Below are 19147 nucleotides of genomic sequence, written 5' to 3' on the forward strand. Positions count from 1 at the left end.
TCTCAGTCCCAGTGTGGCCGGTCGCCCTCTCAGGCCGGCTACCCGTCGTCGCCTTGGTAGGCCATCACCCCACCAACAAGCTGATAGGCCGCGGGCTCATCCTCCACCGCCGGAGCTTTCAACCCTCCCCCATGCAGAGAAGAGTATTATCCGGTATTAGACCCCGTTTCCAGGGCTTGTCCCAGAGTGAAGGGCAGATTGCCCACGTGTTACTCACCCGTTCGCCACTAATCCACCCCGAAAGGCTTCATCGTTCGACTTGCATGTGTTAAGCACGCCGCCAGCGTTCGTCCTGAGCCAGGATCAAACTCTCCGTGAATGCGCACCGGATATCCGGCACCACACACGAGAGCGGAACCACCAGCCGGAATAAGACCAGTGGTCCACAGCGTCCTCGCTGTGTATTTTTCTTCAAAGGAACCACAACCAGCCGGAACAGAAACCGTTCCCGCCGGTCGGGGTATCAACATATCTGGCGTTGACTTTTGGCACGCTGTTGAGTTCTCAAGGAACGGACGCTTCCTTCGTACTCACCCTTCCGGGCTTTCCTCCGGGCTTTTCCCTTCGGTCTTGCGTCTCCGACTTTATCAGACTTTATCGAGTCGGATTTTCCTTCCTTCCGGGAAGGCACTGGGCAGGTCTTTCGCCCCGGCTTCCCCCTCAGGTGGAGCCGTAAACGTACTGGAGCGGGGGGCGTCGACGCAAATCGAGGCCCCCCGGTCCCGTAGCCGGCGTCAGATGGCTGTCGCCGGACGGTCGTTGCGGGGGTCAGACCTCGACGACGACCGGGAGGATCATCGGGCGCCGGCGGTAGGTGTCGGAGACCCACTTGCCCACCGTGCGGCGTACGAGCTGCTGGAGCTGGTGCGGTTCCGCGACGCCGTCCTGGGCCGATCTCGCGATGGCCTCTTCGACCTTGGGCAGTACGGCGCCGAACGCCGCGTCCTCGATACCGGAGCCGCGGGCCTGGAAGTGCGGGCCGCCGACGACCTTGCCGGTGGTGGAGTCGACCACCACGAAGACCGAGATGATGCCCTCGTCGCCGAGGATGCGGCGGTCCTTGAGGGAGGTCTCGGTGACATCGCCGACCGAGAGTCCGTCGACGTACACATAACCGGCCTGGACCTTGCCCACGATCTTGGCCCTGCCGTCGACGAGGTCGACGACCACTCCGTCCTCGGCGATGACGATGTGGTCCTTGGGGACCCCGGTCAGCGCGCCCAGTTCGGCGTTGGCCCGCAGATGGCGCCATTCGCCGTGGACCGGCATCAGGTTCCTGGGCCGGCAGATGTTGTAGAAGTACAGCAGCTCGCCGGCCGAGGCATGGCCGGAGACATGGACCTTGGCGTTGCCCTTGTGGACGACGTTCGCGCCCCAGCGGGTCAGACCGTTGATGACGCGGTAGACGGCGTTCTCGTTGCCCGGGATGAGCGAGGAGGCCAGGATCACCGTGTCGCCCTGGACGATCCGGATCTGGTGGTCGCGGTTGGCCATCCGGGAGAGGGCGGCCATCGGTTCGCCCTGCGAGCCGGTGCAGACGAGGACGATCTCGTGATCGGGGAGGTCGTCGAGCGTCTTGACGTCGACGACCAGGCCCGTGGGCACCCTGAGATAGCCGAGATCGCGGGCGATGCCCATGTTGCGGACCATCGAGCGGCCGACGAAGGCGACCCTGCGGCCGTATTCGTGGGCGGCGTCGAGGATCTGCTGGATCCGGTGGACATGGCTGGCGAAGCTGGCCACGATGATGCGCTTCTGGGCGCTGCCGAAGACCTGGCGCAGGACATTCGAGATGTCGCGCTCCGGCGGGACGAAGCCCGGGACCTCGGCGTTGGTGGAGTCGGCCAGCAGCAGATCGATGCCCTCCTCGCCGAGCCTGGCGAAGGTGGGCAGATCGGTCAGTCTGCGGTCCAGCGGAAGCTGGTCCATCTTGAAGTCGCCTGTGTGGACGGCCATGCCCGCGGGGGTGCGGATGGCGACGGCCAGGGCGTCGGGGATGGAGTGGTTGACGGCGACGAACTCGCAGTCGAAGGGGCCGATGCGCTCGCGGTGGCCCTCGGTGACCTCAAGGGTGTACGGGCGGATACGGTGCTCCTGGAGCTTCGCCTCGATCAGTGCGAGGGTCAGCTTGGAGCCGATCAGCGGGATGTCGTTCTTCAGCCGGAGCAGAAACGGGACACCGCCGATATGGTCCTCGTGGCCGTGCGTGAGCACGATGCCGTCGATGTCGTCGAGACGGTCCCGGATGGTGGTGAAGTCCGGCAGGATCAGATCGACCCCGGGCTGTTCCTCCTCCGGGAAGAGGACGCCGCAGTCGACGATGAGCAGACGGCCGTTGTACTCGAAGACCGTCATGTTGCGGCCGATCTCGCCGAGACCGCCGAGCGGGGTGACGCGCAGGCCGTTCTTGGGCAGCTTCGGCGGGGCACCGAGTTCAGGATGCGGATGACTCAAAAGACTCTCCTCACCACACGCGCCACGTACCGCTGAGGCACGTGGCGCGCATGACATTCGTGCACTTGCTGTTGTCTTGTTGACTGTTTTGTTGGTGTTTCGTTGAGCTTGTTGACCGACCCTTCGGTTTGCTGACAGGTCGGTCGGTGGATCGATGGATCCGCTGTCTTCGCTTATTCAGTTGTGAAGTCAATGATTAGAGCTGTACCCCGCCGGCCGCGAGATCGATCTTGAGCTGGGCGGTTTCCTGGGGCGACAGTTCCACGAGCGGGAGCCGCAGCGGTCCCGCGGGAAGCTTCCGGAGCGCGAGGGCGGCCTTGGTGGTGATGACGCCCTGGGTCCTGAACATCCCGGTGAAGACCGGCAGCAGCTTCTGGTGGATCTCGGTGGCCTTCTGCACATCACCGGTGAGGTGGGCGTCGAGCAGTTCGCGCAGCTCCGGGGTGACCACATGGCCGACGACGGAGACAAAGCCGACCGCGCCGACCGAGAGCAGCGGCAGATTGAGCATGTCGTCGCCCGAGTACCAGGCGAGGCCGGACCGGGCGATGGCCCAGCTCGCACGGCCGAGGTCGCCCTTGGCGTCCTTGTTGGCGACGATGCGCGGGTGCTCGGCGAGCCGGACGATCGTCTCGGTGTCAATGGGGACGCCGCTGCGGCCCGGGATGTCGTACAGCATCACCGGCAGCTCCGTGGCGTCGGCGATGGCGGTGAAGTGCCGGAAGAGACCTTCCTGCGGCGGCTTGTTGTAGTACGGCGTGACGGCGAGCAGGCCGTGCGCGCCGGCGCGTTCCGCGGCGCGGGCCAGCTCCAGGCTGTGGCGGGTGTCATTGGTGCCGACGCCGGCGACGATATGGGCCCGGTCTCCCACGGCCTCCAGAACGGCCCGTACGAGCTGGTCTTTCTCCGCGTCGCTGGTGGTCGGCGACTCACCGGTGGTGCCGTTCAGGATCAGGCCGTCGTTGCCCGCGTCCACGAGATGGACGGCGAGCCGCTGGGCACCGTCGAGGTCGAGTGCGCCGTCCGCCGTGAAGGGCGTGACCATGGCGGTGAGGACCCGCCCGAAGGGGGTCTGCGGAGTGGAGATCGGAGCCATGGGTAACACGCTACTCGCTGCTCAGCTCACCGTGTCCCTTTGGGGGACGGGACGAGGCGGGACAAGAGGAGCCCGGCACTGCCTGCTCGGGGGTTCAAGCAGTGCCGGGTCCGTTTGATCAGCCTAGATGAACTTCTCGAAACGCCGCAATACGGACGCATCACCCCGGAGACCGCACATCCGTGCTCCCGGCGGGGCTCCGCCCCTGTCCTGAACAGGAGCTAAGGGGCGATACGCCCATTGGCATTGAAGGCCGCATGAGTGAGGGGCATGAGCTTCGACCAGTGCTCCTCCATGCGCTCTCCGACCATCTCGATCTCGCGCTGCGGGAAGGACGGCACCTTCGCCTGTTCGTGTTGGGTGCGCAGACCGAGGAAGTGCATCAGCGAGCGCGCGTTGCACGTCGCGTACATCGACGAGAACAGTCCGACCGGCAGGACCGCGCGGGCGACCTCACGGGCCACACCGGCGGCCAGCATCTCCTTATACGCCTCGTACGCCTGCACGTAGGAGTCCTTCATCGCGCGCTCGGTGATCTCCTGCTGGGCGGCGCTGCCGTGCACGAACTGGTATTTGCCGGGGCGGCCCTGCTGGACCAGCTTGCGGTCCTCGCCGGGGACATAGAAAACCGGCTGGAGGTTGCGGTAGCGGCCCGACTCCTCGTTGTACGAGTTGTGGACGACGATTCCCGCCGCCACGAAGTTGTGCCAGGGGCCCTCGACGGAGAGGTCGTACGTCATCTCCTCGCCGTCCCCGGTGACCGAGACGACCGGGTCCGGGCCGGCCGGGGCGGGCTCACGCCCGGCGACGGAGCCGCTTTCCGCCAGCACGGTGTCGCCCGCCGCCAGCTCGCCCGCCTTGCGCCAGCCGGCCGGGGTCAGGACGGCGTGGTCCACCGTGGCCCGCAGCTCACGGCCGCCGGCCGTGACGATCCTGAGCAGCGGCTTCACGCCCGACTCGATGACATCGGCGATACGGGCCCGGCGGGCGGCCAGGGTCTCCTCGTCGTAGCAGCGGACCTCGGTACGGCGGTCCGCCGCGTCCTGGTGCCAGCGGCGGTGGAGCTCGGCGATGGTCAGGCGGCGAGGGGTTTCCGTATCGCTCCCGAGGGTGATCTCCGTGCCGCCGGCGACGCACCAGCCGACGCGGTGCCGCATGAACTCGCGGAAGACGAAGATCGGGGCGCTGACGAAGAAGGTCATCGAGTTGTGCTCGAAGGGGCTGCCGTGGCGGTCCCGCATCAGAAAGTTGATCAGCCCCTTCGAGCGCTCCGGGTCCTTGGACAGCTCTTCCAGGGACTGCTCGCCCGCGGTGGACACACGCGCGGCCCACAGCACATCGCTGTCACTGGCGGAGTGCTTCACCAGATCGACGGTGACATCGCTGCGGAAGCCGGGCCTGGTCTCCGTGGTCTCTGCGGAACTGTCGGCGGGGGTGTCGCTCACCGGCGGGGGTCCTTCCATCGCGTCGCTCGGGCGGCGCCCACTCTACGGCGCGGCACTGACAGTCCGGTGAGCCGTACGCTGATCAGGCCGTCTCCTGCCGCGGTGCCGCCGCACAAGGGGCGGCGCTGACTCGTCCGGCCCCCTGGGGTGGTCCGGTGCGGTGCGCGATCGGTAGCCTCACGAGGCACAGCAATCGAGCGTGCATGTGAGTGAGGATCAGTCGTGCCCCTGCCCTTCCTGACGGCCGACCGGGCTTTTGACGCGACCAACGAGGATGTCGCGCTGCCGTTCGACGATCATGACCAATGGCGGCGTCCGTACCGCCCCGGCCCCTGGCGGGTGGTGGCGGCCGCGCTGCTACTGCTGCTCGCCTCCTTCGTACTGCTGGCGGCGATGATCATCGCCTTCGCCGGTGCCGTGCCGGGTGCCACGCTGTGTCTGGGCCTCGCCCTGGTGGTGATCGCCGTCGCGCTGCGGCTGCTGCGGGTCGGGGCGTGGGTGAGCCGGCACGGGGTGCGGCGGGTGGCTCTGCTCCGGACCACGACCGTGGCCTGGGACCGGATCACCGCCGTACGGACGGTCCAGCAGCCGGTGCGCTGGCTGGGGCTGCCCCGTACCGTCCAGGGGCAGGCGCTTGTCGCCGTCCGCCGGAAGGGCGAGGCGCTGCCGCTGCTGACCGACCACAACGCGGATTTCCTGGCGCGGACCGAGGCCTTCGACCGGGCGGCCGACACGGTCGAGGTCTGGGGCGACGAATACCGCCGCCCCGAGGAGCAGCGGCGCCACTGACCGCGTCCGAGGTCCGCGTGACCCTGGGGTTGGTCAGCACACGGGGTGGTCAGCACCTCGTACGGGCTATGCGGCCCGTACACCGTTGACGCGCACACATGGAGCGGGGTCCGGCCTCTTCGGCCGGACCCCGCTCTTCGTGCTCACTGCTCTTCGCGCTCCGCGCTCTTCGTGCCGCTGTCTCAGGCCTGGACCGGCTTGCCGTCATGGAGTGCGATGGCCCGCTGCATGGCCTTGCGGGCGCGCGGGGTGTCCCGGGCGTCGTGGTAGGCGATGGCGAGGCGGAACCAGCAGCGCCAGTCGTCGGGCGAGTCCTCGGTCTGCGCCCTGCGCTCGGCGAAGACGGCGTCGGCGGACGCGCGGTCGATCCGGCCGCCGGGCGTACGGACCAGTTCGTCCACGGGCAGTCCGCCCTCGGCGTCCAGCTCGGCCGCGAGCCGGTTGGCGCGGCTGACGAACTGGGTGTTCTTCCAGAGGAACCAGACGCCGATGACCGGCAGGACCAGGACCGCGACACCGAGAGCGACGGTGAGTGCGGTGCCCTGCTTGATCAGCAGCACTCCGCGGCTGCCGGCCAGGACGAAGTAGATGACCAGGACGGCGGCCGTGACGCAGTAGGTGATCTTCGCACGCATGGGTGTCAGCTCGGGTCGGGTCGGCTCGGAATGGACAGATCGGTGCAGGTCGGTGCAGGTCGGTCAGTAAGTCAGTGCAGGTCGATCGGTACGGGTCGGTCAGTTCAGGTCGAGGAAGTGTTCCAGGCCGTAGGTGAGCCCCGGGGCCGAGGACACCCGCCGTACGCCCAGCAGGATGCCCGGCATGAAGCTGCTGTGGTGCAGGGAGTCATGGCGGATGGTGAGGGTCTCGCCCTCGCCGCCCAGGATGACCTCCTGGTGCGCCAGCAGGCCCCGGAGCCGTACGGAGTGCACCGGCACGCCGTCGACATCCGCGCCGCGCGCGCTCTCCAGCCCCGTGGCCGTGGCGTCGGGCTGCGGGCCGAGACCGGCGTCAGCGCGGGCCGCGGCGATGAGCTGGGCGGTGCGCTGCGCGGTGCCGGACGGCGCGTCGACCTTGTTCGGGTGGTGCAGCTCGATGACCTCGACCGATTCGAACCAGCGGGCGGCCGTCTCGGAGAACTTCATCGTGAGGACCGCGCCGATGGAGAAGTTCGGCGCGACCAGCACGCCGGTCTCCGGGGAGCCGGCCAGCAGCTCCCTGAGCCGCGTCAGCCGCTCCTCGTTCCAGCCGGTGGTGCCGGCGACCGCGTGGATGCCATGGCGTACGCAGAAGTCGAGGTTGTCCAGCACCGCGGCGGGGGTGGTCAGCTCCACCGCGACCTGGGCGCCGGCGTCGGCCAGGGACTCCAGCTTGTCGCCCTGGTCGAGGGCGGCGACCAGTTCCAGGTCGTCGGCGGCCTCGACGGCCCGTACGGCCTCGGAGCCGATACGGCCCTTGGCACCGAGAACGGCCACACGCAGCTTGCTCATCGCTCTGTTTCCTTAACGCCTCAACGGCTGAGGGCCTACGGCTTACGGCTTCGGGGACGGGGGCTCTTCGAGGACGGGGTTTTCGGGAACGGGGGCCTTCGCGAACGGCGGAAGCCCGGTGCGGACAGCCCGGTCAGGAGACCGCCTCGTCGAGACGCGCCGCCTGCTTGTCCTTCAGCGGGCCTATGACGGAGAGCGAGGGCCTGTGCCCCAGCACATCACGGGCCACCGCCCGGACATCGTCGGGGGTGACCGCGGCTATCCGCCCCAGCATCTCGTCCACCGACATCTGGGCGCCCCAGCACAGCTCGCTCTTGCCGATACGGTTCATCAGCGCCCCGGTGTCCTCCAGGCCCAGGACCGTCGAACCGGAGAGCTGGCCGATCGCGCGATGGATCTCCTCGTCGCCGAGGCCCTCGGCACAGACGCGGTCCAGTTCGTCGCGGCAGATCTTCAGTACGTCGTGGACCTGGCTGGGCCGGCAGCCCGCGTACACCCCGAAGAGCCCGCAGTCGGCGAAGCCCGAGGTGTACGAGTACACGCTGTAGGCGAGGCCGCGCTTCTCCCGTACCTCCTGGAAGAGCCGGGAGCTCATACCGCCGCCGAGGGCCGTGTTCAGTACGCCGAGTGCCCAGCGGCGCTCGTCGGTACGGGACAGTCCCGGCATTCCGAGGACGACATGGGCCTGCTCGGTCCTGCGGTCGAGCAGTTCGACCTTGCCCGCGGTGCGTACGGCCCGGCTGCCGTCGCGGGGTGCGACGGGCACGGCGTCCGTACGGGACAGCGCGCCGGCTTTTTCGAACGCCTTGCGGACCTGCCGTACCACCGTGGCGTGGTCGACGTTGCCCGCGGCGGCGACGATCAGATGCCTCGGGTCGTAGTGCTTCTTGTAGAAGCGCGCGATCCGGTCGCGGTCCAGGTCGTTGACGGTGTCAACGGTGCCGAGGACCGGGCGGCCGAGGGGGGTGTCGCCGAACATGGTGTGCGCGAACAGGTCGTGCACGCAGTCGCCCGGGTCGTCCTCCGTCATGGCGATCTCTTCGAGGACGACTCCGCGCTCGGCGTCGACATCGGCGGCCTCGATGAGCGAGCCGGTCAGCATGTCGCAGACCACGTCGATGGCGAGCGGCAGATCGGTGTCAAGCACCCGCGCGTAGTAGCAGGTGTACTCCTTCGCCGTGAAGGCGTTCATCTCGCCGCCGACCGCGTCGATGGCCGAGGAGATGTCGAGGGCGCTGCGCCTGCTGGTGCCCTTGAAGAGGAGGTGTTCCAGATAGTGGGTGGCGCCGTTGAGGGCGGGCGTCTCGTCGCGTGAGCCGACCTGCACCCAGATGCCGAAGGTCGCCGAGCGGACCGTGGGCAGGGTTTCGGTGACGACGCGCAGACCGCCGGGGAGGGTCGTACGGCGGACGGTGCCAATGCCGTCCCGGCCCTTGAGCAGGGTTTGGGTACGGGCGACGGCCCGCGCCTCGGATGAGGTGCGGGCCGTCGCCTGGAAGCCGGCCGTCACTGGGTCGCTTCGTCCTTCGCCTCTTCGGAGTCCGCGGTCTCCTCGCCCTCGATCACGGGGATGAGGGAGAGCTTGCCGCGCTGGTCGATCTCGGCGATCTCGACCTGGACCTTCTGGCCGACACCGAGGACGTCCTCGACGTTCTCCACACGCTTGCCGCCGGCGAGCTTGCGGATCTGCGAGATGTGCAGCAGTCCGTCCTTGCCGGGGAGCAGCGACACGAACGCGCCGAACGTGGTCGTCTTGACGACCGTGCCCAGATAGCGCTCGCCGACCTCCGGCATGGTCGGGTTGGCGATGCCGTTGATCGTGGCGCGGGCGGCCTCGGCGGCCGGTCCGTCGGCGGCACCGATGTAGATGGTGCCGTCGTCCTCGATCGTGATGTCGGCGCCGGTGTCCTCCTGGATCTGGTTGATCATCTTGCCCTTGGGGCCGATGACCTCGCCGATCTTGTCCACCGGGATCTTGACGGTGATGATCCGCGGGGCGTTCGGGGACATCTCGTCCGGGACGTCGATGGCCTCGTTCATCACATCGAGGATGTGGAGGCGGGCGTCGCGGGCCTGCTTCAGCGCGGCGGCCAGGACCGAGGCGGGGATGCCGTCGAGCTTGGTGTCGAGCTGGAGCGCGGTGACGAAGGTCTTCGTACCGGCGACCTTGAAGTCCATGTCACCGAAGGCGTCCTCCGCACCGAGGATGTCGGTGAGGGTGACGTAGTGGGTCTCGCCGTCGATCTCCTGGGAGATCAGGCCCATGGCGATACCGGCGACGGGGGCCTTGAGCGGCACACCGGCGTTCAGCATCGACATGGTGGAGGCGCAGACCGAGCCCATGGAGGTGGAGCCGTTGGAGCCCAGCGCCTCGGAGACCTGGCGGATGGCGTACGGGAACTCCTCGCGCGTCGGCAGCACCGGTACGAGCGCGCGCTCGGCCAGGGCGCCGTGGCCGATCTCGCGGCGCTTGGGCGAGCCGACGCGGCCGGTCTCCCCGGTGGAGTACGGCGGGAAGTTGTAGTTGTGCATGTAGCGCTTGCGCGTCACCGGGGAGAGCGTGTCGAGCTGCTGCTCCATCCGGAGCATGTTCAGCGTGGTGACACCCAGGATCTGGGTCTCGCCGCGCTCGAACAGCGCCGAGCCGTGGACCCGCGGAATGGCCTCGACCTCGGCGGCGAGCGTACGGATGTCCGTGACGCCACGGCCGTCGATACGGATCTTGTCCTTGATGACACGCTCACGGACCAGGGACTTGGTCAGCGAGCGGTAGGCGGCGGAGATCTCCTTCTCGCGGCCCTCGAACTGCGGGAGGAGCTTCTCCCCGGCGAGGACCTTGACCCGGTCCAGCTCGTTCTCGCGCTCCTGCTTGCCCGCGATGGTGAGCGCCTGGGCCAGCTCGGACCTGACGGCCGAGGTGAGGGCTTCCAGGACGTCGTCCTCGTAGTCGAGGAAGATCGGGAACTCGCCGGTGGGCTTGGCGGCCTTGGCGGCGAGGTCCGACTGCGCCTTGCAGAGGACCTTGATGAAGGGCTTCGCGGCTTCCAGACCGGCGGCGACGATCTCCTCGGTGGGGGCCTCGGCGCCGTCCTTGACGAGCTGGATGGTGTTCTCGGTGGCCTCGGCCTCGACCATCATGATCGCGACATCGCCGTCGTCCAGCACACGGCCCGCGACGACCATGTCGAAGACCGCGTCCTCCAGCTCCGTATGGGTCGGGAAGGCGACCCACTGGCCCTTGATCAGGGCGACACGGGTGCCGCCGATAGGACCGGAGAAGGGGAGGCCCGCGAGCTGCGTGGAGCAGGAGGCGGCGTTGATCGCGACCACGTCGTAGAGGTGGTCGGGGTTGAGCGCCATGATCGTCTCGACGACCTGGATCTCGTTGCGCAGGCCCTTCTTGAAGGACGGGCGCAGCGGGCGGTCGATGAGCCGGCAGGTGAGGATGGCGTCCTCGGAGGGGCGGCCCTCGCGGCGGAAGAAGGAGCCGGGGATCTTGCCGGCCGCGTACATCCGCTCCTCGACGTCGACCGTCAGGGGGAAGAAGTCGAGCTGGTCCTTGGGCTTCTTGGAAGCGGTGGTGGCCGACAGCACCATGGTGTCGTCGTCCAGGTAGGCGACGGCGGAACCGGCGGCCTGGCGGGCGAGCCTGCCCGTCTCGAAGCGGATGGTACGGGTGCCGAAGGTGCCGTTGTCGATAACGGCCTCGGCGTAGTGGGTCTCGTTCTCCACTAGTGCTTTCTCCTCGTCTTCGTCCAGTGCCCGTGTGGCAGGGGACGTGGCGGAGAAGCGCTCCTTGGTGCGGGCCGGTCTTCGATCGAAGCACCCGGGGCGAGCGGCTCGGGCCGCGTGCCCTTCCGGGGGCCACTACCGAGGACCGGCGGCGGCGGAGTTCGCTCCTCCTATTGTCGTCTGTTCAGTTGTGCTCGTGCGTCCAGATTACTGAGCTTCGCCGCGGGATGACATTCCGGTTGTCCCGGGCGGGGCGACGGCGGCGCCCCGTGCATACGGCGCGGTGTCTCGTACGGCCCCGTACATACGGCGAAGGGAGCGGTCCCCGGATGTGGGAACCGCTCCCTTCACGGTGTCTTACTTGGCACCGCCCGCCGCGCCGCGGCGGATGCCGAGGCGGTCGACCAGGGTACGGAAGCGCTGGATGTCCTTCTTGGCCAGGTACTGCAGCAGCCGGCGGCGCTGGCCGACCAGGATCAGCAGACCGCGCCGGGAGTGGTGGTCGTGCTTGTGGGTCTTGAGGTGCTCGGTCAGGTCCGAGATCCGGCGCGACAGCATGGCGACCTGGACCTCGGGGGAGCCGGTGTCACCTTCCTTGGTGCCGAACTCGGTCATGATCTGCTTCTTCGTAGCGGCGTCGAGTGACACGCGTACTCCTCGTGAGGCTTCGTGGCCACCGAGTGCCCCAGGTCGAATACTCTGGGGAGCTTCCATTACTCGGGAGGCTGGGGGTCCGCCGGGCGCTGACCGAGGAGGCGGTGCTCCGGGGTCACATACACAGACGGCCGCCGAACAGCGTACCAGCCAGTTGGCACACCACGTGCCAAAGTATCCGCGGGCCTACTGGCTGCCTACTAGGTCCTGTCCGGTCGATCTTCGTGGATCAGCCCGGGGCGGCTGGTGGAGGGGGTCCCTCCCGTGCCGTTCAGGCTACGGGGGAGCATCGGAAGGCGGAGGATCGTTCTCGTACTGGACGTACTTGGACGACTCCGACAACGCAGCGAGGCGCCGTGCCAGGCGTTCCGGGCCCGCGAAGATCGGCCGGACAGGGCCTAGCTGGTGAGGGCGCGGGCCGCGGTGAAGATGTCGAGTACGGCGAGGCAGAGCGGTACGAGCGAGAGCAGTACGGCGCCCTCGGTCAGGTCGAGGAGCCGGCCCCAGAAGGGCGAGAGGCCCTTGCGGGGGATGATCAGGCCGATCGCAGTGATCAGGGCCGCGCCCGCGGCGACGGCGGCGGCGAGCCAGATCGTACGGATGTCGAGGGCGCCGCGGTCGCCGTACACCAGGAGTTCCCTGACCGGGTCGGCAGGCGGGTTCAGGGAGAGGCCGAGGATCAGCAGCGCGATCGCGGAGATGCCCGCGACGAGCACGCAGGTGACCTGCGAGGTGTAGCGGAAGAGCCGGGAGCGCAGCAGCATCGCGAGGCCGGCGGCGAGTGCGAGGACCTGGCCCCACACGGTGTCCGAGAAACCGAGGACCGCGGCGGCGCCGACCACGACGGCGGCGCAGCCGCCGACCAGGCCGAGCAGCATCTCGTGGCCGCGGCGGGCCTGGGCGGCGATGCGCTCGGCGTCGACGGGTTCGCCGACGGGGGCGGCGTTCGGATCGGCGAAGGTGTCGTCGCCGAAGTCGGCTCCGGCGGCGCGCGGGGTGGCGTAGCCGATGGGCAGCCGTGCGAAGCGGGCGGAGAGTCCCGGCAGGAAGGCGACGATGCCGATGGCGACCGGGGCGCAGACGGCGGCGGTGCCGGTGGCCGATGCCTCGGTCAGGATCATCACGAACGTGGCGAGGGTGCCGACGGTGGCCAGGAAGGTGGCGGCGACGAACGGGGCGTCGCCGCTCGGGGTGAGTGCGACAAGGGCGACGGACGCGACCAGGACCGTGACACAGCCGAGGAGGAACTGGAGCCGGCCGGGGCCCTGTCCGGCGTCGGGACCGATGATCCCGGAGCCGCCGATCAGCAGCAGCGGAAGCGCGCCGAGTCCGAGGGCGACGGCGCTTGAGCGGTCCGCGTACACCCGCGCCCGTACGCCCGCGAAGGCGGTGAGCAGCAGACCGGCCGCGCCCGCGATGACGCCGGGGAGGCTGTGCATGTCGTGGCGTACCGGGTCGGCGAACCAGAGGACGAAGCCCATCAGGACCAGCAGCAGGACTCCGCCCACGAGCCCGGCGGAGCGCAGGAGTTCGTCGCTCCAGAGGTGGCGGTCGCGGCGGACGGCGGAGGCGACGGCGTCCGAGACGTCGTCGAAGACCGCGGGCGGCAGGGATTCCGCGAAGGGACGCAGGCTCAGGACCTCGCCGTCGAGCACCTGCTGGGCCGCGAGGGTACGGGCGCTGTCGAGTACGGTGCCGTCCCGCCTGACCAGGTGGTATCCGGTGGGGGTGCCCGCCGTCTGGGTCTGGCCGGTCAGTCTGAGGATCTCCGGGTGGACGTCGGCGACGGCGATGTCCTCCGGGAGCGCGACATCGATCCTGCTGTCCGGCGCCACGACAGTGACGCGGCAGAAGCCCGTCGCTGCGGTCGTACTCACGTGTCCGTCCCCCTGATTCGCGGTTGCGCACGATGCGCGCGCCACCCTACCGGGACCGGTGGCGCGGGGCTGCAAGTAGGATCGCGGTCGCGCGGAGGGAGGCCGTCGCCACGGGGGCGCCGGTACGGAACTGCCCGTCCGTCTTGAGGGATTGATGCGCCGGTGAGCCAGATAGTCGTCAAACGCCCACCGCGGTCCCTTCCGCCGGAAGTGCCCGCGGACGCACTGGCCCTGGAGCCGCCGCCCGAACTGCCGCGCGGGCAGCGGGAGGGCATGCTGATGCAGGTCCTGCCGGTGCTCGGCATGGGCTCGTCGGTGGTCTTCTTCTTCTCGCCGCAGGCACCTCCGTTCATGCGGATCATGGGCGTGCTGATGCTGTTCTCGACGCTCGCGATGGTGATCGCGCAGATCGTCAGATTCCGCCGCGGTACGCAGGGGCAAATTGCCGATGTCCGGCGTGACTACCTCAAGTACCTCGCGCAGACGCGTCGTACGGTGCGCAGGACGGCGCGTGCGCAGCGCGACGCCCAGCTCTTTCTGCATCCCGCTCCGGAACAGCTCTGGTCGGTGGTGGCCGAGGGGTCGCGGGTGTGGGAGCGGCGGGTCGGGGACCGGGACTTCGGGCAGCTCAGGATCGGTCTCGGCGCGCAGCAGCTCGCCACTCCGCTGATCGCGCCGGACACGGCGCCGGTGGACGAACTCGAGCCGCTGTGCGCGGGGGCGATGCAGCAGTTCCTCGCGGTGCACGGCTCGCTGGACGGGCTGCCGATGGCCGTGTCGATGCGTGCCTTTTACCACGTGACGGTGTCCGGTGAGCCGGAGTCGGCGCACTCGGCGGCGCGCGCTCTGGTGGCGCAGCTCGTGACGCTGCACTCGCCGGAGGATGTGATGGTCGCGGTGGTGGCCGCGCCGGGGGCGGTCGCGCGCTGGGACTGGACGAAGTGGCTGCCGCACACACAGGTGCCCGGGCAGATCGACGGCGCCGGTACGAAGCGGCTGTTCGGCGACGATCTCGGGGAGCTGGAGCAGCTTCTGCGCGGCAGGCTCGACGGACGGCCCCGGTTCGGCCGGGACAGCCAGCCGGTGCTGGACCAGCCGCATGTGGTGGTCGTGCTGGACGGCGGGATGGTGCCGCCGGACTCGTTGTTCGCGGCGGCCGAGGGGCTCCAGGGCGTGACGATCGTGGAGGTCGTCCCGGGCGAGCTGGACGAGCCGCGCGGCGGTCTGTCCGTGGTGGTGCGGCCGGGGCGGCTGCGGCTGGAGTCCGGCGCGGGCCTCGCGTACGAGGGTGTGCCGGACGGGATCTCGCTGCCGGCCGCCGAGGCGCTCGCGCGGCAGCTCGCCCCGCTGCGCACGGGCGGTGGCGACGAGGACGAACCGCTGCTCGCCAACCTGGACTTCACGGATCTGCTCAATCTCGGCGACGCGGGGGCGGTCGATGTGACCCGCACCTGGCGGCCCCGCTCGACCGCCGAGCGGCTGCGGGTGCCGATCGGGGTCGGTGAGGACGGCCAGCCGGTGATGCTGGACCTCAAGGAGGCGGCGCAGGAGGGCATGGGGCCGCACGGGCTCTGTGTCGGCGCGACCGGTTCCGGCAAGTCGGAGCTGCTGCGGACGCTGGTGCTGGGGCTCGCCGTCACGCACTCCTCGGAGACGCTGAACTTCGTGCTCGCGGACTTCAAGGGCGGCGCGACCTTCGCGGGGATGTCGCAGATGCCGCATGTGGCGGCGGTCATCACCAACCTGGCGGACGATCTGACCCTGGTCGACCGGATGGGCGACGCGATCCGCGGTGAACTCCAGCGCCGTCAGGAGCTGCTGCGTTCGGCGGGCAACTACGCCAATATCCACGACTACGAGAAGGCGCGGGCGGCGGGCGCGGCGCTGGAGCCGCTGGCCTCGCTGGTGCTGGTGATCGACGAGTTCTCCGAACTGCTCACCGCGAAGCCCGACTTCATCGACATGTTCATCCAGATCGGCCGGATCGGCCGCTCCCTGGGCGTGCATCTCCTGCTGGCCTCGCAACGGCTGGAGGAGGGCAAGCTGCGCGGGCTCGACACGTACCTCTCGTACCGGATCGGTCTGCGCACCTTCTCTGCGGCCGAGTCGCGTACGGCGCTGGGGGTGCCGGACGCGTACCACCTGCCGTCGGTGCCCGGTTCCGGCTATCTCAAGTTCGGTACGGACGAGATGACGCGCTTCAAGGCGGCGTACGTCTCCGGTACGTACCGCACCGGCGGCCCGGATCTCTCGGTGGGGCAGCTCCATGTGGAGCGGCGGCCCGCGCTGTTCACGGCGGCGCCGGTGCCGGTGGTGTACGCGGCCCCTGACCCGGCGGCCGTTCCGGCGCCGTCGAACGCGGACGACGACGCGCTGGCGGACACGGTGCTCGATGTGATCGTGCGACGGCTGGACGGGCAGGGGGTGCCGGCGCACCAGGTGTGGCTGCCGCCGCTGGACGAGGCGCCCACGCTGGACCAACTGCTGCCGGGGATCGCGGCGACCCCGGAGCGCGGGCTGCACGCGGCCGAGTACAGCCGTCCGGGCGGTCTCGCCGTTCCGCTCGGCCTGATCGACAAGCCCTTCGAGCAGCGCCGCGAGGTCCTCTACCGGGACTTCTCCGGCGCGGCCGGCCATATGCTGGTGATCGGCGGCCCGCAGTCCGGGAAGTCGACTCTGATGCGGACGCTGATCTCGTCGTTCGCCCTCACCCACACCCCGCACGAAGTGCAGTTCTACGCACTCGACTTCGGGGGTGGCGGTCTCTCCTCGCTCGCCGATCTGCCGCATGTCGGCGGTGTCGCCTCCCGGCTGGACCCCGAGCGGGTGCGGCGTACGGTCGCGGAGGTGCTGGGGGTGCTCAACCGGCGCGAGGAGTTCTTCCGTTCCAGCGGCATCGACTCCATCGCGACCTACCGGCGCCGGCGCGCGGCGGGTGAACTGCCCGGCGAGGCCTGGGGAGATGTGTTCCTGGTCATCGACGGCTGGGGCGGTTTCAAGAACGACTACGACATGCTGGAGCCGGTGATCTCCGACATCGCGGCGCGCGGTCTCGGTTACGGCGTCCATGTGGTGGTGACGGCCGCGCGCTACATGGAGGTGCGGGCGGCGCTCAAGGACCAGATGCTGGGCCGTCTCGAACTGCGGCTCGGCGATGTCATGGACTCCGAGTTCGACCGCAAGGTTGCGGCGAACGTCCCGACGGGGGTGCCGGGCCGGGGCCAGGTGCCGGAGAAGCTGCACTTCATGAGCGCGCTGCCGCGGACCGACGGGGTCAGCGGCGCGGCCGATCTCTCGGACGGTCAGCGGGAGTTCGTCAACGCTGTCAGGGCGAGCTGGCCGGGGCCCGCGGCTCCGACCGTACGGCTGCTGCCGCGCAAGCTGCCGGCCGAACAGCTTCCCGGGGGCGGCGAGTTCCCGCAGCACGGCATCGCGATCGGCATCGACGAGACCAATCTGGAGCCGGTGTTCGTCGACTTCGAGACCGACCCGTTCTTCATGGTCTTCGGCGAGAGCGAGTCGGGGAAGACGGCGCTGCTGCGGCTCATCGCCAAGCAGATCTCCGAGCGTTACGCCCCTGAGCAGGCGCGGATCGTGGTCGGCGACTACCGGCGCTCGATGCTGGAGGGCGTACCGTCCTCGCACCTGCTGGAGTACGCGCCGATGGCGTCCGCCATGCAGATGCACATGAACGCCATCGGTACGGTCATGGAGAAGCGGGCGCCGAAGCCGGACATCACTCCGCAGCAACTCAGGGACCGGAGCTGGTGGAACGGCCCGCAGCTCTTCGTGATCATCGACGACTACGAACTGGTCGCGACCAACTCGGGCAATCCGCTGGCCGGTCTGGTGGAGCATCTGCCGTTCGCACGCGACGTCGGTATCCGCTTCATCGTGGCGCGCAGCGCGGCCGGTGCCTCACGCGCGATGTACGAGCCGTTCATGCAGCGGATGAAGGAGCTGGGCGCGCAGGGGCTGATCCTCTCCGGTGATCCGGGCGAGGGTGACATCCTCGGCAATGTGCGGGCCCGGCGGATGCCTCCGGGCCGTGGCACCTTCGTGTCCCGCAAGCGCGGCGCGCCACTCGTACAGGTGGGGTGGCTGCCGGACCGGTAGATCGTCACGCCGTGTGGCGGTCCGGCCACTACGCTTGGGCCGTAGCTCGTTCGTAATACCCGGGAGGGATCGCAGGATGGCTGACGCGACGGACAAGGAACGTCAGAAGGAAGAGCTGTACGCGCTCGACATCTCCGGTGTGGAGTGGCTGGGCGCGCCCGGGACGAGTCCGGACGAGGAGCGGGTGGAGATCGCCCATCTGCCGGAGGGGGCGGTCGCGATGCGGTCGTCGCTGGATCCGGAGACGGTGCTGCGCTATACGAAGGCGGAGTGGGACGCGTTCGTCCTGGGCGCCCGGGACGGGGAGTTCGACCTCCAGTAGGCGCGTACGAGGAACGGCGAGGGGGGTGTCCGCGCGGCGGACACCCCCCTCATCTATGCGGACGCCCGCCTCGTGTACGCGACGGCCGGCCGGCCCGGAGAGACCCCGGGGTCAGCCCATCTGCATCCGGAACCGGGCCGCGTTGCCGCGGTCGGTGTCCTGGTAGCCGACGACCGACTCGTCGAGCAGCCGGGCGATACGGCCCAGGTCCTGGTTCATCCCGGACATGTCGCGGGCGAGGCGGTCCTGGCTCTCGCGGTACGCGATCTTGGCCTCGCCCTCCCAGTTCTCGGCGACGGCCCTGACCTTGGCCATCAGGTCTTCGAGTTCCTGGTTGAGCTGGGTGGCGGTCAGCCGGACGTCGGCGGCCGCCTGGGTCACGGTGTCGTAATTGACGGCAGTGGTCATGTGAAGCTCCTCAGGACGGAATTCGGCGGAGTGCGTCTGACGGTGGCTCAGGCCATCCCGAGAATGGCGCTCTGGCCCTGCGTGGAGTCGTCCATCCGCCGGAAGGAGGCGATGCGGTCCTCTTCCTGCTGGGTGAATCCGTCGGCGCTCATCCGCATGATCTCTTCGAGCTTGACCAGCTCGACACGCATGTTCCGCAGGCGCTGGTTCAGATCGTTCTGAACCCGGTCGTACTCCTTGCTGGCCGCACCCTGCCAGCCCGCCTGGATGCGGTCCACCACGCCGTTGAGGGAGGTGATACGGCTCTGCAGCTCGTCGTGGAAACCCTGGATCTTGTTGGCGAGATCAATTTGATCTCCACTGGTTACATTCAGATCCTTCGACATCTGGCCCCTTCTTCCTGTCTTACCGCGATGCGCCCGAGACGGGCGCGATGGACGGGAAGCATCTCGATGCCGCCCCCGTGTGGGAACCGCGACCGGCAACTGCCCGGGCAACTGCCCGGGCAACTGCCCGCAGGATCCCGCCAATTACTCTAGCTACTCGGTACGGCAGTTCCAACTGCAAAGTCAGTCGTGGGCACTTGACGCGCGCAGGGCACGGCGGGCCGCCTTGGCACGGCTGTCACGGACGACCGTGGCCGTACCGGCGACCACCGCGACCAGCACCGCCGCTATCCCGAGGGTGTAGGTCGCATAGCGTTCGGTGCGCTCCTCGGGGGTCTCCGACATCGCCAGATACGCGGGTTCGGGCGCGGGGGGCGGGGG

14 protein-coding genes, 1 rRNA gene and 2 pseudogenes are annotated in these 19147 nt (G+C 68.9%); 3 read left to right on the top strand and 14 right to left on the bottom strand.

The window, feature by feature from the left end:
- The 5 genes and pseudogenes from WH07_RS13335 to WH07_RS42135 form a co-directional block, all read right to left on the bottom strand.
- Positions 1 to 319: ribosomal RNA gene (locus WH07_RS13335) — 16S ribosomal RNA — on the bottom strand; the annotation flags it as partial.
- Positions 320 to 768: 449 nt separating this feature from the next.
- Positions 769 to 2454, bottom strand: a complete 1686-nt coding sequence (locus WH07_RS13340; RefSeq protein ID WP_046499875.1) for a ribonuclease J — start codon at positions 2452 to 2454, stop codon at positions 769 to 771.
- 196 nt (positions 2455 to 2650) lie between these two features.
- On the bottom strand, positions 2651 to 3550 hold the full coding sequence (gene dapA / locus WH07_RS13345; protein ID WP_046499877.1) for a 4-hydroxy-tetrahydrodipicolinate synthase: 900 nt from the start codon (positions 3548 to 3550) through the stop codon (positions 2651 to 2653).
- A 221-nt stretch (positions 3551 to 3771) separates the two neighbouring features.
- Positions 3772 to 4248 (bottom strand): FAD-dependent thymidylate synthase, encoded by a 477-nt coding sequence (gene thyX / locus WH07_RS41950; protein WP_408645840.1) that lies wholly within the window; start codon positions 4246 to 4248, stop codon positions 3772 to 3774.
- Positions 4225 to 5013, bottom strand: a pseudogene (locus tag WH07_RS42135) (FAD-dependent thymidylate synthase); the annotation flags it as partial. The gene thyX and the pseudogene WH07_RS42135, both read right to left, overlap by 24 nt.
- A gap of 204 nt (positions 5014 to 5217) precedes the next feature.
- Between WH07_RS42135 and WH07_RS13355 the strand changes: the two are divergent.
- Positions 5218 to 5784 carry a hypothetical protein gene (locus tag WH07_RS13355; RefSeq protein ID WP_046499881.1) on the top strand — a complete coding sequence of 189 codons (567 nt, stop codon included), beginning with the start codon at positions 5218 to 5220 and terminating at the stop codon, positions 5782 to 5784.
- 182 nt (positions 5785 to 5966) lie between these two features.
- On the opposite strand, the gene WH07_RS13360 is transcribed toward WH07_RS13355, so the two are convergent.
- From WH07_RS13360 to eccD, 6 genes are all read right to left on the bottom strand, one after another.
- Positions 5967 to 6419: a tetratricopeptide repeat protein gene (locus WH07_RS13360; RefSeq protein WP_046499884.1), complete on the bottom strand. Its 453-nt coding sequence runs from the start codon at positions 6417 to 6419 to the stop codon at positions 5967 to 5969.
- A gap of 99 nt (positions 6420 to 6518) precedes the next feature.
- The gene (gene dapB / locus WH07_RS13365; protein ID WP_046499886.1) at positions 6519 to 7271 is read right to left on the bottom strand and encodes a 4-hydroxy-tetrahydrodipicolinate reductase; all 753 of its coding nucleotides are present in this window, start codon (positions 7269 to 7271) and stop codon (positions 6519 to 6521) included.
- 133 nt (positions 7272 to 7404) lie between these two features.
- A complete protein-coding gene (locus WH07_RS13370; RefSeq protein ID WP_046499888.1) occupies positions 7405 to 8781 on the bottom strand; it encodes a M16 family metallopeptidase in 1377 nt (458 codons plus the stop codon).
- Positions 8778 to 11003 (bottom strand): polyribonucleotide nucleotidyltransferase, encoded by a 2226-nt coding sequence (locus WH07_RS13375; protein ID WP_046499890.1) that lies wholly within the window; start codon positions 11001 to 11003, stop codon positions 8778 to 8780. Before WH07_RS13375 ends, WH07_RS13370 begins: the two co-directional genes overlap by 4 nt.
- Positions 11004 to 11360: 357 nt before the next feature.
- Positions 11361 to 11651, bottom strand: coding sequence for a 30S ribosomal protein S15 (rpsO, locus tag WH07_RS13380; protein ID WP_030351649.1), 291 nt, complete (start codon positions 11649 to 11651; stop codon positions 11361 to 11363).
- A gap of 404 nt (positions 11652 to 12055) precedes the next feature.
- Positions 12056 to 13534 carry a type VII secretion integral membrane protein EccD gene (gene eccD, locus WH07_RS13385; RefSeq protein WP_046499893.1) on the bottom strand — a complete coding sequence of 493 codons (1479 nt, stop codon included), beginning with the start codon at positions 13532 to 13534 and terminating at the stop codon, positions 12056 to 12058.
- Positions 13535 to 13696: 162 nt separating this feature from the next.
- Here eccD and eccCa point away from each other — a divergent pair, with 162 nt between their 5' ends.
- Together eccCa and WH07_RS13395 are read left to right on the top strand one after the other, a co-directional pair.
- Entirely contained in the window at positions 13697 to 17650 is a 3954-nt protein-coding gene (gene eccCa / locus WH07_RS13390; RefSeq protein ID WP_046499895.1) for a type VII secretion protein EccCa, read from the top strand.
- A 76-nt stretch (positions 17651 to 17726) separates the two neighbouring features.
- Positions 17727 to 17972, top strand: coding sequence for a DUF397 domain-containing protein (locus tag WH07_RS13395; protein WP_046499898.1), 246 nt, complete (start codon positions 17727 to 17729; stop codon positions 17970 to 17972).
- Positions 17973 to 18083: 111 nt separating this feature from the next.
- On the opposite strand, the gene WH07_RS13400 is transcribed toward WH07_RS13395, so the two are convergent.
- From WH07_RS13400 to WH07_RS37465, 3 genes and pseudogenes are all read right to left on the bottom strand, one after another.
- The gene (locus WH07_RS13400; RefSeq protein ID WP_046499899.1) at positions 18084 to 18380 is read right to left on the bottom strand and encodes a WXG100 family type VII secretion target; all 297 of its coding nucleotides are present in this window, start codon (positions 18378 to 18380) and stop codon (positions 18084 to 18086) included.
- 47 nt (positions 18381 to 18427) lie between these two features.
- Positions 18428 to 18766 (bottom strand): WXG100 family type VII secretion target, encoded by a 339-nt coding sequence (locus tag WH07_RS13405; protein WP_046499901.1) that lies wholly within the window; start codon positions 18764 to 18766, stop codon positions 18428 to 18430.
- Between the two features lie 183 nt (positions 18767 to 18949).
- Positions 18950 to 19147, bottom strand: a pseudogene (locus WH07_RS37465) (hypothetical protein); the annotation flags it as partial.

The sequence above is a fragment of the Streptomyces odonnellii genome (genome assembly GCF_000981895.1).
Taxonomy (GTDB): Bacteria; Actinomycetota; Actinomycetes; order Streptomycetales; family Streptomycetaceae; genus Streptomyces; species Streptomyces odonnellii.

What these genes read in the sequence shown, in the direction of transcription:
- dapA (WP_046499877.1), bottom strand. Translation starts at nt 3,550, where the DNA reads ATGGCTCCGATCTCCACTCCGCAGACCCCCTTCGGGCGGGTCCTCACC.
- WH07_RS13360 (WP_046499884.1), bottom strand. Translation starts at nt 6,419, where the DNA reads ATGCGTGCGAAGATCACCTACTGCGTCACGGCCGCCGTCCTGGTCATC.
- dapB (WP_046499886.1), bottom strand. Translation starts at nt 7,271, where the DNA reads ATGAGCAAGCTGCGTGTGGCCGTTCTCGGTGCCAAGGGCCGTATCGGC.
- WH07_RS13395 (WP_046499898.1), top strand. Translation starts at nt 17,727, where the DNA reads ATGGCTGACGCGACGGACAAGGAACGTCAGAAGGAAGAGCTGTACGCG.
- WH07_RS13400 (WP_046499899.1), bottom strand. Translation starts at nt 18,380, where the DNA reads ATGACCACTGCCGTCAATTACGACACCGTGACCCAGGCGGCCGCCGAC.
- WH07_RS13405 (WP_046499901.1), bottom strand. Translation starts at nt 18,766, where the DNA reads ATGTCGAAGGATCTGAATGTAACCAGTGGAGATCAAATTGATCTCGCC.